This is a genomic window from Xanthobacter nonsaccharivorans, assembly GCF_043194755.2.
GTDB classification, from domain to species: Bacteria; Pseudomonadota; Alphaproteobacteria; order Rhizobiales; family Xanthobacteraceae; genus Xanthobacter; species Xanthobacter autotrophicus_G.
The window spans coordinates 2,543,906-2,559,343 of record NZ_CM195526.1 but is presented as its reverse complement, the minus strand read 5'-3'; the positions used below and the strand labels follow the sequence as shown (position 1 = coordinate 2,559,343).

Sequence of the window (15,438 nt, the reverse complement as noted above, 5' to 3'; positions counted from 1 at the left end):
GATCCGGACGGATCCGCGGCGGGACGGCAGGAGTGACGCGGATTCGGCCCCCTGTCCACAGGCCTGCCCGCATGCGGGGACGCGGAAGCCACGCATTTCACGCAGATCGGGCGCAGATCCCGGCGGTGCCCATCTGGCGGCTTCTGTGGCGGCTTCCGCGGCGGGTCAGGCGGCCATGCGCTCGCGCCGGCGCACCTCGTCCACGGCGGAGCGCAGCACTTCCAGGCCGGCGCCGGGCAGGATCGCCTCGGTGGAGAGGCGCCGGCGGAAGATGCGCGCCCCCTTCTTGCCCCCGAACAGGCCCAGCATGTGGCGGGTGATGTCGGAAAGGCGCCCGCCCGCCTCCAGGTGGTGCGCGATATAAGGCTCATAGGCCTCGATGGCCGCGAAGGTGTCGGCGTGCGGGGCAGGGGTGCCGAACAGCAGCGGATCGACGCCGGCCAGCAGCTCCGGCTCGTGGTAGGCGGCGCGTCCCAGCATCATCCCGTCGAGGCCGCGCGCCTCCTCCAGGCCCTGGGCGAGGCTGGCGAGCCCGCCGTTGAGGGCGACGGGAACGGCTGGCAGCCGTGCCTTCAGCCGCCGCACGCGATCGTAGTCGAGGGGCGGGATATCGCGGTTCTCGCGCGGCGAGAGGCCTTCCAGCCACGCCTTGCGGGCATGGACGATGAGGCCGTCCACCCCGGCCGCGACCACCGCGTCGGCCAGCCGGTCGAGGGCCTCTTCCGGGTCCTGCTCATCCACGCCGATGCGGCACTTCACCGTGACGGGCAGCGCGACCGCGGCTTTCATGGCGGCCACGCAGTCGGCCACGAGGTCGGGCTCGCGCATGAGGCAGGCGCCGAAATTGCCGCCCTGCACCCGGTCCGAGGGACAGCCCACGTTGAGGTTGATCTCGTCATAGCCGAAATCGGCGCAGATGCGCGCGGCCTCCGCGAGCTGGACGGGATTGCTGCCGCCCAGCTGCACCGCCACCGGATGCTCGTCCTCGCCGAAGCCCAGCAGGCGCGCGCGGTCGCCATGCAGGATGGCCGGGGCGGTCACCATCTCCGTATAAAGCCGGGCATGGCGCGAGAAGGTGCGATGGAAGGCCCGGCAATGACGATCCGACCAATCCATCATGGGCGCCACGGAAAATATAAAAGCTTGATATTCTTTCATAACTTCGCAACTTCAGCACGCTGGATCGCGTCGTGCGCGCTCGATTTTACGCCACGATACGCCCCATATTCGTTTCTCCGACGCGTCAGTGCACACGGATGGGTCACCTTCACTAAACTAAAAACCGCCTTCTGGAGAGCCCGGATCCGTCGGAAGGTGCCGTCCGATAGCGGGACGTTCCTGCACCGCAAGGAGGCCGAGGAAGGGGAAGCCGACAGGAAGCCCCGCGTCGACCGCCCGGAGCTCGCCGTCGCGCGCAGCCTTGTGACGCAAGGCCCTTCCCAAGGGCCCCTCTCAAGGCCTTTCCGTGATCTCGGGGCGCTCCATCGTCGGCACATCGAAGACAGGTGTACCAGGACCGGCCGGTCCAAGGACGCCAGCTTCATGCGCCAGGGCAGGGCGCTCGGCCGGGGAGTGGGGTCGCCGGGGCCGATCCTCCCCGTTCCGCCCGGGGGTGGGGGGCCTCAAGCTCCGGTCCAGCCCCCGTGTCAGGCCCCGGTCCTTGCCGGAACATTGCCGGTGACCCCCTCACCCAGGCGCTGACATCGCAAATGCGATCCCTCCATCATCTTGCACGCGCCGCACAAGGCCCAGCTCCCTTTCGAGGTATGCCCGTGCGGCTGAAGTATTCCCGGCGTGGCGATCGCGGAGCCAGAACAGGGTGTCGATGGCCTCCGCGTCACGTGGCGCGTCGGGGCTCGTGATGAGGGGGCTTCCAGCGGCTCGTCGTGCCGGAAGCCCGCTGGTCAGCACCCGCACGTCCCGCCCCGCTGCGAGGTCAGCAAGGTCGAAGGCGACAAGGTCGGCGCGGGTGGGGCCGGTTCGGATTGCGTCTATGATTTGGAGGTGTTTGCCGCGAGCTTCTCCACGGCCGGCGCCTCATGTCCGGATTTGGTTTCGTCAAGTCGCACTCTTGCGACAAACGAGAACTTCTTTCGCAGCTCGAGAATCGGCCGCTCGATGAAGTGCCAGGAAAAAGCAGCAAAGGCTGTGATCAGCGGAATTGAAATCAAGAACTGCAGAAGCAGGCTGCTTACGGCTGGAAACGTAGAAACAGTAAGCTGCTGTATCGGCCAGCCATAGAGATAAATTCCATAACTATAATCACCCTTGCGAAATATGGACGGAATCGGGACGTCAGTTACGCCGATAAAAATCGTTATATATAAAATTTCCGGAAGCACTAAAGTGGTTGCAAGCGGGACTGACCCTATGGGGAAAAACGAAATGACTGCGCAAAGCAATATGCAAATGGAGAATATGCGCCAGGAGTAAACAATTCTGTTTCTCAAGAGATAGGCGGATATCCCAAACAGAAATCCTGAGTATAACCTCGAGGCGTTCGATACGAAAACGATATAGACGAATTTTCCAACTACGCCATGGGATGTTTTTGTAAGGCCGTATAACTCAAGAAAAATTCCAGAAATGGTCATGATCGCGGCCAGGGCCACAATAATCATCGGCCTTTTCAGCAGGCCGATGATAACGAGAATCGATATTGCCGCATAACACATAATTTCATGTGGAACCGTCCACAGTGTATTGTTTACAATGTCAGTCGGGTTTTTCGTGAATACGCCAGGCAACGTATAATTAATAATTCCAACTATATTTGTAAAATAATGCCAAGTCTGCGGAGATGTGAAATATTCATATAATGAGATATTCGTAAAAATAGGCCCCAGCAACAGGGTGCAAAGAACGACCTCCACCAAAAGCGCAGGTACGATACGGAGGCCTCGGTTAATCAAAAAATTTCCCAAAGTTAGTCTTTGTGCGCTGCCCGCGATCAAAAATCCGCTCAACGAGAAAAAGGCGGCTAGAATTGAATATCCAAGAAGCCAAACAATCGGTGTACTTCCCCAGCTAACATCCCCCTTCACAATTGCCGGCACATGCCAGGCAACAACGCCCGATGCCAGGAAAATGCGAAGAAAATCAAAGCCTGGCGCAATACCACGCCGGGCTTGCAGCCTGCTGCCGATTGTGTCCATAGCCGCCCCTCTCAAGTCCCTTTAAAAAAGTACGAGATCGGATGCTGCATTGCAATGTCCGGTCGTCCCGCGAGCTTCTGCCTGAGGGGCGAGTGCTCGCGCTTCATTCCTTTCGTGCCCGACCAATCGACCTCAGTTCTGCACGCCGGATCGGTTCTGGGAGGGGCCCCTCGACCCCTTTTCCGGGGCGGCGGCAGGTCTTAATGTCCCGGCGTTCGCAACGGTGGAATACCATATGCCAAAGACCGTCACCCTCCCCAACGGCGAAGTCGTGCCGGCCCTCGGCCAGGGCACCTGGTACATGGGCGAGAGTTCGTCCGCGCGGGCGGGGGAGGTGGCGGCCCTGCGCGCCGGGCTGGACCTGGGACTCACCCTCATCGACACCGCCGAGATGTATGCCGACGGTGGCGCCGAGGAGGTGGTGGCGGAGGCCATAAAGGGCTGTCGTGAAAAGGTTTTCCTCGTCAGCAAGGTGTATCCGCACAATGCCAGCCGGGCCGGTGTGCAGGCCGCATGCGCGCGCAGCCTCAGGCGGCTGAAGACGGATGTGATCGACCTCTATCTGCTCCACTGGCGCGGCAGCCACCCCTTCGCGGAGACCGTCGCCGGGTTCGAAGCCCTTCAGAAGGAAGGGAAAATCCGCATGTGGGGGGTGAGCAACCTGGATGCGGACGACATGGAGGAACTGCTCGCCGTTCCGGGCGGATCGGCCTGCGCCGCCAACCAGGTCTTGTACAATCCCACCCGCCGCGGCCCGGAATTCGATCTCTTCCCCTTCCTCCGGGAGGAGAAGATACCGGTCATGGCGTACTCACCCATCGAGCAGGCGCGCCTGCCGCGGTCCGGGGCGCTGGGGGCGGTGGCACAGAAGCATGGGGTGGACCCCTACCAGGTGGCGCTGGCCTGGGTGATGCGCCAGGGGGATGTGATTGCCATCCCCAAAGCCAGCAAGATCAAGCACGTGGAGCTGAACGCCGGCGCCCGCGAGCTGACCCTGGACGCCGAGGACCTCGCCGCCATCGACCGCGCCTTCCCGGCGCCGCGGCGCAAGGTGGGCCTGGAGATGCTTTGAGACGTTCGGCGCCTTCAGCCTGAACCGCCTTGACGGGCGCCGGCCGCAACCGCCGCTTCCGCCTTGTCCGCCGCGGCGTGACCGGGGGCGGACCTTGGCGCCTTCGCCGATGTCAGGCCGATGCGGGGCGGAGGGGCGGTTCCGGTCGCGGAGGCCCCATGAAGGGGCCCCCCGCCGCGCGCCATTCATGCCTATTTTATCCCCGTGCGCCGGCCGTGCCTTATCCTGTGGCCCCGGCAACGCATCCTGGCTCAAGCCCCGGGAGCCGGTGACGACAGGCCGCCGGCCGGGATTCCCCATGCCGCGCGGGCGCAGGCCGTTCGGCGCGGGTGATCGGGGCGGGGCCGGCCATGCGGGAGCCGGCCGCGAGGCGCGCTGCCGGATCGCCGGTCCCCACAGGCCCGGCGGATCTTCCGCGGCATCGCCATCTTGGAATGTATCCAAGCATTGCCGCATGGGTTGATCTGCCCCCGCGGCTGTATTACTCAACCACAAGACGATGGTATATTAGTATTGAATGCTTCTAAGGTGGCCGTCAACTTCGCAAGTGGGTGCGCGGCTGCTTCAGATCCGGAGCGGTTCACATGTCGAACTTCGATCACCGGGGCCCGGCGCGCGCCGGCACTTTGGAGGGGAACGCGGCCTGGGGCGGCGAGGCGGGCGTGACCCCCTGCCGGACCATTCCCATGGTGGATGCCCAGCTCGACAGCCGCGACCTGTTCGCCGCCGGCCGGCTCATCACCATCGCCCATGGGGAGCACACCTACCAGTTGCGCCTCACCGCCCAGAACAAGCTGATCCTCACGAAATAGGGCGGGACAGGCCGGCCCGCCGTCGCCGGTCCCGTGGAGCGCTTCACCGGCCGGCGGGGCGCCCCGTCGCGCCAGCAGGTTGAACGGGCGCCCATTCCCGGCGCGAACCGGTCGGCGCATCGCTGGAGGACGCCTTTCCACCGCCTTGCCTTTGCCGCGATTGGCCGGCAACAGGCCCGGCACCGGGGGAGGGGTGCGGACCACCCCTCTCGGCCGGCCCTTTTCGGCTCGGGCGTTTCTGCTATTGTCCGCGCCCAATTCGAGCGGATCCAATCAGAAGCATGGCCATTTCCGAGCCCGCGTCCGACCAGCGGCGGGCGTTCGTACTCGACCTCCCGCAGCGCCTCGTGTGCCTTCTGGACGGGGCGTCGGCGTCCCATGGCCGCGCCAGCCTGCTGCTGGTGGTGGTGGCGCTGGTCGCCTTCCTGCCGGGCTTCTTCCAGATCTCCCCCATCGACCGCGACGAGGCGCGCTTCGCCCAGGCGACGAAGCAGATGGTGGAGAGCGGCAATTTCGTCGAAATCCGTTTCCACACCCAGGCCCGCAACAAGAAGCCGGTGGGCATCCATTGGCTCCAGGCCGCTTCCGTGACGGCGGGCGAGGCGGTCATCGGCCCCTCGGCGCTCACCTCCATCTGGCTCTATCGCCTGCCGTCCCTCCTCGCCGCCGTCGGCGCGGTTCTGCTCACCTACTGGACCGCGCTGGTCTTCCTGTCGCGGCGGGGGGCGCTGCTCGCCGGCCTGCTCATGGCCTCCTGCGTGCTGCTGGGGGTGGAGGCGCGCCTCGCCAAGACCGATGCGGTGCTGCTCCTCACCATCATCGCCTGCTTCGGGGCGCTGGCCCGGGCCTATGTTCGGCCGCGTGCCGAGCGCACCGGCGATTTCAGGCTCGCCTTCATCTTCTGGACCGCCATGGCCGCCGGCATCCTGGTGAAGGGGCCCATGACGCCGCTGTTCGTGGGCCTCGCCATCGTGGCGCTGGCGGTCGTCGAGCGGTCGGGCTCGGTGCTGCGGCCGCTCAGGCCGCTCGTCGGCCTCGTCTGGTGCCTGCTGCTGGTGCTGCCCTGGTTCGTGGCCATCTGGTTCGCCACCAAGGGCGCCTTCTACCAGCATGCGGTGGGCGTCGACATGCTGGGCAAGGTCACGGAAGGGCAGGAGGGCCACTGGGGACCGCCGGGCACCTATTTCCTCGCGGTCTGGGGCACCTTCTGGCCGTCCGTGGTGCTCGCCGCCATGGCCGCCCCCTTCGCGTGGCGGGCCCGGCGCGACGAGAAGGTCCGCTTCCTCCTGTGCTGGCTGGTGCCCACTTGGCTGCTGTTCGAGATCGCCGCCACCAAGCTCCCGCATTATGTGCTGCCGCTCTATCCGGCTCTCGCCATACTCGGCGTCATGGCCATCGAGCGCGGGGCGCTCGCCAGGGCGGGCAGCCGGCTCGCCGGGCTGGTGTGGCTGTGGCCGGTGCTCGCCATCCTGGTGTCGCTGGGGCTGGGCGGGGCCTATCTCTGGTTCGGCTCGGGCTTCGGCCTCGCCGCGTGGCCGCTGCTGGCCCTCGCCATCGCGCTGCTGTGGATGGCGGCGCGGGCCTTCCCGCGGGTGGGGCCGGAAGGGGCGGTGCTCACCGCCATCGCCGGCGCGCTGGTGCTCTACACGGCCGTCTACCAGGCCATGCTGCCGCAGATGCGCGCCCTGTGGATCTCCGAGCGCCTCGCCGCCGTGGTCAAGGAGCAGGGCTGCCCGGCGGCCAATGTCTCCTCCTTCCCCTATCAGGAGCCGAGCCTCGTCTTCCTGGTGGGCACCGACATCAACTACGTCCTGCCCAACGAGGCGGCGGCCCTCATGAAGAAGGGCGGATGCTCGCTGGCCTTCATGGACGAGCGCTTTACCGGCAATTTCGAGAAGCACGCTGCGGCGCACGGGCTGAAGTACCATGCGGTCGCGACCATCTCCGGCTTCGTCTACAACGGCGGCCGGCTCACGGCGATCACCGTCTACCGCTCGGATGACGCGCCGGCCGGCAGCGGGGCCGCGCGGTGACGGTTCCTGCGACCAGCGACACGCCGCCCCGGCGCGACGGGCGGGCGGTGGCCGAGGCCGCGGCGGGCGTCGTCACCCGCCTGTGGCAATCCCTCGTCTATCTTCGCCGCCGGCCGAAGCGCTTGCCCGCGCCGCGCATCGGCCTTCTCGGTCCGGTGGAGGGCCTGGTGCTGGCTCTTCTGGTGGCGGGGGTGGTGGCGGCGCTGATGATTCTGGTGGATCCGCAGGTGCCCGGCCTGCGGATGAAGCTGCCCGCGTGGCTCGTCATCCTGTCGGAGCGGCTGACCGACCTCGGCTTCGGCGGGGTGGTGCTGTGGCCGCTCGGCCTCGCGGTCGTCTATGTGCTGGCGCTGCTGCCGGCGCTGGACGGGGTGGCGCAGCGGGTGGCGGCGAGCATCCTGGCGCGCCTCGGCTTCCTGTTCCTCGCCATCGCGCCGGTGGGCCTCGCGGTGGCCACCTTGAAGCACATGCTTGGCCGCGCCCGGCCCAGCACCGCCTTCTACATGAAGGGCGCGGGCAACCACCTCGCCTTTGACTGGATGGTGTGGAAGTCCAGCTTCGCCTCCTTTCCCTCCGGCCATTCCACCACCGCCTTCGCCACCGCCGTGGCGCTGGGCGCCCTGTTCCCCAAAGCGCGCATCCCGCTGCTGGCGCTGGCCGTGCCGGTGGCGCTGACGCGCATCGTGCTCGGCTCCCATTATCCCAGCGACGTGGTCGCCGGTGCCGCTCTCGGCTCGGCCTATGTGCTGCTCATGGTGAAGCTGTTCGCCGCGCGCCGCGTGGTGTTCCGTGTCGACGCGGACGGCCGCGTCGCCCCCATGGCCGGGCCGTCCGCCCGGCGCCTCGGCTGCCTGGTGCCGAAGGCCCTCATCCGCCCCGCCGTTCCCGTTGAAGAGGCGAGACCGTGACCTCTGCTGAATTTCCCGCACCCGCGGCCCCCCGGCTGTCGGTGGTCATCCCCGTGAAGGACGAGGCGGACAATATCGCCCCGCTGATCGCGGAGATCGATGCCGCGCTGTCCTTCGAGCCGTTCGAGCTCATCTTCATCGACGACGGCTCCACCGACGCCACCCTCGCCGAGCTGCGCAAGGCGGCCGAGACCCGGCCCTACCTGCGCATCTTCCGGCACGAGAAGGCGGCGGGGAAGTCCGCCGGGGTCGAGACCGGCGCCTGGGCGGCGCGGGGCGAGCTGCTGCTGCTGCTGGACGGCGACGGCCAGAACAATCCCGCCTACCTGCCGGAGATGGTGCGGGCGATGGATGAGGGCGGCGCCATGGTGGGCATGGTCCAGGGCGAGCGGCAGGGCCGCAAGGACACGCGCTTCAAGCGCTTCCAGTCCCGCCTCGCCAACCGCCTCCGCAATGGCCTGCTCAACGACGGCTCGCGCGACACCGGCTGCGGCCTCAAGGTGGTGCGGCGCGAGGCGCACCTGCGCCTGCCCATGTTCGATGGCCAGCACCGCTTCATGGCCGCCTTGCTGCGCCGCGACGGCTACGACATCCGCACCGTGAAGGTGGTGGACCGCGACCGCTGGCACGGCGTCTCCAAATACGGCTTCTGGAACCGCCTGTGGGTGGGCATCGCCGACATGGCCGGGGTGTTCTGGCTGATCCGGCGGCGGCGGCTGCCCAAGGTGGTGGAGCGCGGCTGATGCTCTATTATCTCTCGGAAATCGGCACCTATCTGCACGAGGTGTTCATCGACCAGTTCGACTGGTGGACCGTGCTGGGCCTGGTGGCCCAGTTCATGTTCACCATGCGCTTCGTGGTGCAGTGGATCGCCAGCGAGCGGGCGCAGCGCTCGGTCATCCCCTTCGCCTTCTGGACCTTCTCCCTGGGCGGCGGCACGCTGCTGCTGGTCTATGCCCTCTACCGCAAGGACCCGGTGTTCATCGCCGGGCAGGCGCTCTCCACCTTCATCTATATCCGCAACCTCCAGTTCGCCCTGCGCGAGCGGCGGGCCAGCCGGGCGGTGACCTGAAGGCGGGGCGGGCGCCTCACTCCAGGATGAAGTCGGCCGGCACGGCGGCGGGCGGCAGGTCCCGCTCGCCCAGGGCCACGCGCATGTCCCGCTCGATGCCGAGGGCGAGGGCGGCGATGGGCAAATCGTTGGGCATGGTGCCGAACGGCTCCTCCAGCTCGCTGCCCAGGGCATCGAGGCCGAAGAAGGTGTAGGCGACAAGCCCCGCCGCCAGCGGCGTGCCCCAGCCCAGCACGTCGGCGAAGCCGAACGGCAGGAGGAAGCAGAAGAGATAGGCCGTGCGGTGCAGCAGCAGCGTGTAGCCGAACGGCACCGGCGTGCCGAGGATGCGCTCGCAGGTGGCGAGCATGCGGTTCATGGCCTTCAGCTCGTCGTCGAGGCGCGCGAACTCGATGTCGGAGACATGCCCCTCGGCCCTGAGCCGGGCGAGGCGGCCGCCCATGTCGGCAAGGAGCAGGACCGGCAGGCTCGGCGTGTCCTGCGCCGCCGCGGCGAGGTCCGGCGGCAGCGTGCGCTCCAGCCCCTCCCGCGAAGCGTCGGCGCGCAGGTGCAGCACCAGCGCATGGGCGAAGGCCATGACGTCCGTCAGCAGCGCGCGCCGCGCCGCCGCTTCCGCCGCCCCGCGCAGGTCGAGCAGGAGCGTGAGGCGGGCGAGGTCCCGGCCGGCGGCGATGAGATCGCCCCAGGCCTTGCGCGCTTCCCACCAGCGGTCGTAAGCGGCGTTGTTGGAGAAGCCCAGGAACACCGACAGGGCGATGCCGAGCAATGCGAAGGGCGCGCCGTCGAAGCTCGGCACGCGCCCCGGATTGCTGCGATGGGCCAGCACCACGGCGGCCGAAAGCGCCATCACCACCAGAACCTGGGGGAAGATGCGCTGGAGCACCGAGCCGCGGACGATCAGGAACAGCCGCAGCAGGCCTGGCCGGGGGCGGACGATCATGGCGGCGGCCCTCCCGGATCCTGGAGCGCGATCCGATCAGCTTGAACCAACCCGATCGGGGAATCACCCTCCAACGTTGAACGGAGACGGATGAGCCGCCCGTACCGGAGCGCATGGGCGTTTCGATACGGGCAGATCCGGCTCCGGAGCGCGGTCCGATCAAAACTCAGATCGGCGCGTGTTCTAGGCGGCTGCGCGCATCCTGGCGAAGGCCTGGTCGAGGTCGGCCTTCAGATCCGCGACGTCCTCCAGCCCGATGTGCAGGCGCACCGCCGGGCCTTCCACGTCCCAGTCGGTGGCGGTGCGGTAGTCGGTGCAGTCGAAGGGGATGGCGAGGCTCTCGTAGCCGCCCCAGGAATAGCCCATGCCGAACAGCTTCAGCGCATCGAAGAAGGCGGCCACCGCCTGGTCCGGCACCGGGTTCAGGATCAGGCTGAAGAGGCCGCTCGCGCCGCAGAAGTCCCGCTTCCAGATGGCGTGGCCGGGGTCCGAGGGCAGGGCGGGGTGCAGCACGCGCGACACCTCGGGGCGTTCCGCCAGCCACTGCGCCATCTCGATGCCGGACTTCTGGTGCCGCTCCAGCCGCACCGAGAGGGTGCGCAGGCCGCGGGCGCCCAGGGCGGCGTCGTCCGGGCTGATGGTGATGCCCATGGTGCCGTGGGTGGAGATCACCTTCTTCCACGCCGGGCCGACCGCGGAGATGGTGCCGAGGTTCAGGTCCGCATGGCCGCCGATGTACTTGGTGCCGGCCTGGATGGAGATGTCCACCCCGAAGGCGTGCGGCTTGAAGAAGAGCGGCGTCGCCCAGGTGTTGTCGATGAGGGTGGTGATGCCCCGCGCCCGCGCCACCGCCGTGATGGCCGGCACGTCCTGCATCTCGAAGCTCTGCGAGCCCGGCGCCTCCAGGAAGATGGCGCGGGTGTTGTCGCGGATGAGGTCCGCGATGCCGGCGCCCACCAGCGGGTCGTAATAGGTGGTCTCCACCCCGAGGCGGGCGAGCACCTCGCCGCAGAAGGCGCGGGTGGGGCGGTAGGCGGTGTCCACCACGAGGATGTGATCCCCGGCGCTCACCACCGAGAGCAGGGCGATGGAGACGGCCGACAGGCCCGAGGGGGTGAGGGCCACGCCGTCGCCGCCCTCCAGCGCCTTCAGCGCCGCCTCGAAGCTCTCCGTGGTGGGGTTGCCGCGCCGGCCGTAGCTGTAGCGGCCGCGGTGATGGAGGAGGTCGTCGTAGCTCGGGTAGAGGACGGTGGAGCCGCGCACCACGGGGGTGTTGACGAAGCCATCGAAGCGGCGCGGGTCGCGGCCGGCGTGTACGACTTTCGTATCAGTCTTCAGCTCGTCCGAATGGTCAGCGCCTGTGTCGTTTGTGCCCGCCATGGCCGTCTCCTGTCCCACCGGTACCACGCGGCCTCTGGCAACTATTGACCGCACCGCGTCGAAAGATTGAGATGGGCGGGATAGACGTCCCGGCAGGTCTCGTCGAGCCATTCCTTGCGGGGGATTGCCCGGCTGCGGCGCACGGCGCGCCGCAAGGAGCCGGGATGTCGTTCCACAGAGGGAACCAACCGTGAAACGCATCCTCATTGCAGCCGCGAGTATTCTGAGCGTCACGTGCCAGATGGCATTCGCCCAGGCCCCGGCCGGCGACACCAAGGGCGGCACGCTCGAAGCCGTGAAGTCCCGAGGGGCGCTGCTGTGCGGTGTGACCCAGGGCCTGCCCGGCTTCTCCAGCCCCAACGACAAGAACGAGTGGAGCGGGCTCGACGTGGACTTCTGCCGCGCCATCGCGGCGGCGATCTTCAATGATCCCACCAAGGTGAAGTTCGTTCCGCTGTCCGCCAAGGATCGCTTCATCGCGCTCCAGGGCAGCGCCATCGACGTGCTGTCGCGCAACACCACCTGGACGATGGAACGCGACACCAAGATGGGCTTCAACTTCGCCGGCGTGATGTTCTACGACGGCCAGGGCTTCCTGATTCGCAAGTCGCTGGGCGTCAACTCGGCGAAGGAGCTGAACGAGGCCTCCATCTGCGTGCAGACGGGCACCTCCAACGAGCTCAACGTCTCCGACTTCTTCCGCGCCAACAACCTGAAGTATCGCGAGGTCATCGCCTTCGCGACCATCGACGAGACGGTGAAGGCCTATGAGGCCGGCCGCTGCGACGTGTTCACCTCCGACCGCTCGCAGCTCGCCGCGGTGCGCCTCAAGCTCACCAACCCCGCCGACCACGTGCTGCTGCCCGAGACCATCTCCAAGGAGCCCCTCGGCCCGGTGGTGCGCCAGGACGACCCGCAGTGGTTCGACATCGTCCGCTGGACCTATTTCGCGCTGCTGAACGCGGAAGAGCTGGGCGTGAACCAGAAGAACGTGGACCAGCAGCTCAACTCGGCCAATCCGGACGTGAAGCGCCTGCTCGGCACCGACGGCAAGTATGGCGAGGGCATCGGCCTCACCGCCGACTGGGTGGTGCGCATGGTCAAGGCGACCGGCAACTACGGCGAGATCTACGACCGCAACGTGGGCCCGGCCACCCCGCTCGGCATCGAGCGCGGCATCAACAAGCTGTGGACGAACGGCGGCATCCAGTACGGCCCGCCGGTGCGCTGAGCCTGAAGCGCGCGCATTCTTGACGCCAACGGGACGGGCGCCGCCGGTGCCCGCCCCCGCAAAGAACGAGGAGCCAAAGGCTCCGATACCTTCGGGGGTACCATGTCGGATGCTCGCCTCTCCGGACCGCCGCCGGCCGCTGGCCGCAGGTGGTCCTGGACGGATCCCAAGCTGCGTTCATCGGTGATCCAGATCGTCCTTGCGATCATCCTCCTCTGGCTCATCTGGTCCTTCTACGCCAACGCCCAGGCGAACCTCTCCCGGCTCGGCATCGCCTCCGGCTTCGGCTTCCTGGAGAATCGCGCCGGCTTCGCCATCTCCCAGGCGCTCATTCCCTACAATGAATCCATGAGCTACGGCCGCGCCTTCCTGGTGGGCCTGCTCAATACCCTGCTGGTGGCCTTCCTCGGCATCGTCCTCGCCACCATCATCGGCTTCCTCATGGGCGTGGCGCGCCTCTCCAAGAACGTGGTGATCAAGGCGCTGGCCTCGGCCTATGTGGAGATCACCCGCAACCTGCCGCCCCTGTTCCAGGTGATGTTCTGGTACCTGGCCGTGCTGGCGGCGCTGCCGGGCCCGCGCCAGAGCTGGGGGTTCGGCCTCCAGCCCATCGTCGGCGGCATCGGCTCGGGCCTCTCCGCCATCGGCCTCGGCTCTCTCGGCACGCCCGTCTCCTCCCTCGCGGCCGCCATGTCGGCGCCGAGCGTGTTCGTGAACAACCGCGGCCTCGTGGTGCCCCGTCCCATCTTCGAGGACGGGTCCATGCTCATCCTCTACGCCCTCATCGCCGCCGTCGCCGCCATCCTGGTGCTGCGGGTGTGGGCGAACAGGCGGCGCGAGGCGACCGGCCGGCAGTTCCCGGTGTTCCTCACCTCCCTCGGCCTCATCATCCTGCTGCCGCTGGCGGCGTCGGCCGTGGCGGGCTTTCCCGTCACCGTCGAGAAGCCGGAGCTGAAGGGCTTCAACTTCGTCGGCGGCCTGCGGGTCATCCCCGAATTCGTCTCGCTGCTGCTGGCGCTCTCCATCTACACCGCCGGCTTCATCGCCGAGATCGTGCGCGCCGGCATCCTGTCGGTGTCCAAGGGACAGACCGAGGCGGCCCATTCGCTGGGCCTCAGGAGCGGGCCGACACTGAGTCTCGTCGTCATTCCCCAGGCGCTGCGGGTGATCATCCCGCCGCTCACCAGCCAGTATCTGAACCTCACCAAGAACTCCTCGCTGGGCGTGGCGGTGGGTTATCCCGACCTGTTCGCCGTATTCGCCGGCACCACCCTCAACCAGACCGGCCAGGCCATCGAGATCATCGCGGTGACCATGGCGGTCTACCTCACCATCTCCGTGGTCACCTCGCTGGTGATGGGCTGGTACAACAAGCGCGTCGCGCTGGTGGAGCGGTGAGATGAGCGATGTGACCCTCCCTCCCGCCTCCGGCCGCCAGAAGGTCTTCGTCGCCAGCGCATTGCGCGAGGGCGAGCCAGCCCCGGTCTCCAACCGCGGCCCGGTGCGCTGGGTGCGCGAGCACCTCGTCGGCTCGGTGCCGCAGGTGCTGCTCACCGTGTTCGGCATCTGGCTGGTCTGGATGACCGTGCCGCCGCTGCTCAAGTTCTTCATCGTCGACGCGGTGTGGACCGGCGCCAACCGCGACGCCTGCCTGCCCGCCAAGGTGGGCCGCGAGGTGGGCGCCTGCTGGCCCTTCGTGTGGGCCAAGTTCGACCAGCTCATCTACGGCTTCTATCCGGCCACCGAGCGCTGGCGGGTGAACGTGGTCTATTTCCTCGGCGCGGCGCTGCTCCTGCCGCTGCTGATCCAGAAGCTGCCGGGCAAGCGGCTCAACGCCATCGCCTTCTTCGGCGTCTTCCCGGTGGTGGCCTTCGTGCTGCTCACCGGCGGCGACCTCGATCTGCAGCACTTCCTCCTCTCCAGCCTCGGCCTCGGCGGCCTGTTCCCCTCCGCCACGGGAGTCGCCGGCATGCGGCTCGGCTTCTGGCTGGACTTCGTGTGCTCCACCGCCCTCGTCACCGCCATCGCCTACGTCATCTCCCGCATCCTCGCGGGGCCGGAGGCGGCGCGCGGGGCGGCGAAGACCACTTTCGCGGTGTTCGCGGTGCTTGGCCTGGTGCTGTTCGCCATGGACGTGCCCCTCGGCCTGCCCAATGTGGAGACCCGCCAGTGGGGCGGCCTGCTGGTGACGCTGGTGATCGCCGTCACCGGCATCACCGTGTCGCTGCCGTTCGGCATCCTCCTGGCGCTGGGGCGGCGCTCCAGCCTGCCGCTGGTGAAGATCTCATCCATCATCTTCATCGAGTTCTGGCGTGGCGTGCCGCTCATCACGGTGCTGTTCTTCGCCACCTACATGCTGCCCCTGTTCCTGCCCGGGCGCTTCACCATCGACGGGCTGCTGCGGGCGCTGGTGGGCGTCGCGCTGTTCGCCTCCGCCTACATGGCGGAAGTGGTGCGCGGCGGCCTCCAGGCCATTCCCAAGGGCCAGTTCGAGGGCGCCATGGCGCTCGGCCTCGGGTCGGGGCTGATGATGCGCCTGGTGGTGCTGCCGCAGGCGCTGAAGCTGGTGATCCCGGGCATCGTCAACAACTTCATCGGCCTGTTCAAGGACACCACGCTGGTGCTGATCGTCTCGATCTTCGACCTGCTGGGGGCCATGCGCGCCGCCTTCACCGACCCGAACTGGGCGACGCCGACCACGCTGTTCACCGGCTTCGGCTTCGCAGGCATCATCTATTTCGTCTTCTGCTTCGGCATGTCCCGTTACTCGATGGCGCTCGAAAAGCGCCTCGACCGGGCACAGCGGCATTGAACAAGGGGAGCTTCAAGTGAGCA

At 67.4% G+C, this 15,438-nt stretch carries 13 protein-coding genes; 9 read left to right on the top strand and 4 right to left on the bottom strand.

The features are described 5' to 3' along the window. Positions 1-165 precede the first annotated feature (165 nt). Together dusA and V5F59_RS11755 are read right to left on the bottom strand one after the other, a co-directional pair. Positions 166-1,119: a tRNA dihydrouridine(20/20a) synthase DusA gene (dusA, locus tag V5F59_RS11760; protein WP_509211222.1), complete on the bottom strand. Its 954-nt coding sequence runs from the start codon at positions 1,117-1,119 to the stop codon at positions 166-168. A gap of 872 nt (positions 1,120-1,991) precedes the next feature. Further along, positions 1,992-3,155: an acyltransferase family protein gene (locus V5F59_RS11755; RefSeq protein ID WP_393977551.1), complete on the bottom strand. Its 1,164-nt coding sequence runs from the start codon at positions 3,153-3,155 to the stop codon at positions 1,992-1,994. A gap of 235 nt (positions 3,156-3,390) precedes the next feature. Between V5F59_RS11755 and V5F59_RS11750 the strand changes: the two genes are divergently transcribed. From V5F59_RS11750 to V5F59_RS11725, 6 genes are all read left to right on the top strand, one after another. Continuing rightward, positions 3,391-4,227: an aldo/keto reductase gene (locus V5F59_RS11750; RefSeq protein ID WP_393977549.1), complete on the top strand. Its 837-nt coding sequence runs from the start codon at positions 3,391-3,393 to the stop codon at positions 4,225-4,227. 584 nt (positions 4,228-4,811) lie between these two features. Then, a complete protein-coding gene (locus V5F59_RS11745) occupies positions 4,812-5,039 on the top strand; it encodes a hemin uptake protein HemP (RefSeq protein WP_393977547.1) in 228 nt (75 codons plus the stop codon). Positions 5,040-5,320: 281 nt separating this feature from the next. Beyond that, complete coding sequence (locus V5F59_RS11740) at positions 5,321-7,072, top strand: ArnT family glycosyltransferase (protein WP_393977545.1); 1,752 nt, start codon at positions 5,321-5,323, stop codon at positions 7,070-7,072. Continuing rightward, positions 7,069-7,980, top strand: coding sequence for a phosphatase PAP2 family protein (locus V5F59_RS11735; protein ID WP_393977543.1), 912 nt, complete (start codon positions 7,069-7,071; stop codon positions 7,978-7,980). Before V5F59_RS11740 ends, V5F59_RS11735 begins: the two co-directional genes overlap by 4 nt. Next, complete coding sequence (locus V5F59_RS11730; protein WP_393977541.1) at positions 7,977-8,723, top strand: glycosyltransferase family 2 protein; 747 nt, start codon at positions 7,977-7,979, stop codon at positions 8,721-8,723. Before V5F59_RS11735 ends, V5F59_RS11730 begins: the two co-directional genes overlap by 4 nt. Next, the gene (locus tag V5F59_RS11725; protein WP_393977539.1) at positions 8,723-9,052 is read left to right on the top strand and encodes a lipid-A-disaccharide synthase N-terminal domain-containing protein; all 330 of its coding nucleotides are present in this window, start codon (positions 8,723-8,725) and stop codon (positions 9,050-9,052) included. Before V5F59_RS11730 ends, V5F59_RS11725 begins: the two co-directional genes overlap by 1 nt. Positions 9,053-9,068: 16 nt before the next feature. Here the strand turns inward: V5F59_RS11725 and V5F59_RS11720 are convergent, their stop codons facing one another. Together V5F59_RS11720 and metC are read right to left on the bottom strand one after the other, a co-directional pair. Then, positions 9,069-9,992, bottom strand: a complete 924-nt coding sequence (locus tag V5F59_RS11720) for a bestrophin family protein (RefSeq protein WP_393977537.1) — start codon at positions 9,990-9,992, stop codon at positions 9,069-9,071. Positions 9,993-10,175: 183 nt separating this feature from the next. Then, positions 10,176-11,372 carry a cystathionine beta-lyase gene (gene metC / locus V5F59_RS11715; RefSeq protein WP_393977535.1) on the bottom strand — a complete coding sequence of 399 codons (1,197 nt, stop codon included), beginning with the start codon at positions 11,370-11,372 and terminating at the stop codon, positions 10,176-10,178. A 190-nt stretch (positions 11,373-11,562) separates the two neighbouring features. Between metC and V5F59_RS11710 the strand changes: the two genes are divergently transcribed. The 3 genes from V5F59_RS11710 (at position 11,563) to V5F59_RS11700 (ending at position 15,415) form a co-directional block, all read left to right on the top strand. After that, complete coding sequence (locus V5F59_RS11710; RefSeq protein WP_393977533.1) at positions 11,563-12,603, top strand: amino acid ABC transporter substrate-binding protein; 1,041 nt, start codon at positions 11,563-11,565, stop codon at positions 12,601-12,603. Positions 12,604-12,705: 102 nt separating this feature from the next. Further along, complete coding sequence (locus V5F59_RS11705; protein ID WP_393977531.1) at positions 12,706-14,001, top strand: amino acid ABC transporter permease; 1,296 nt, start codon at positions 12,706-12,708, stop codon at positions 13,999-14,001. Position 14,002: 1 nt separating this feature from the next. Continuing rightward, positions 14,003-15,415 carry an amino acid ABC transporter permease gene (locus V5F59_RS11700; protein ID WP_393977529.1) on the top strand — a complete coding sequence of 471 codons (1,413 nt, stop codon included), beginning with the start codon at positions 14,003-14,005 and terminating at the stop codon, positions 15,413-15,415. Positions 15,416-15,438 lie beyond the last annotated feature (23 nt).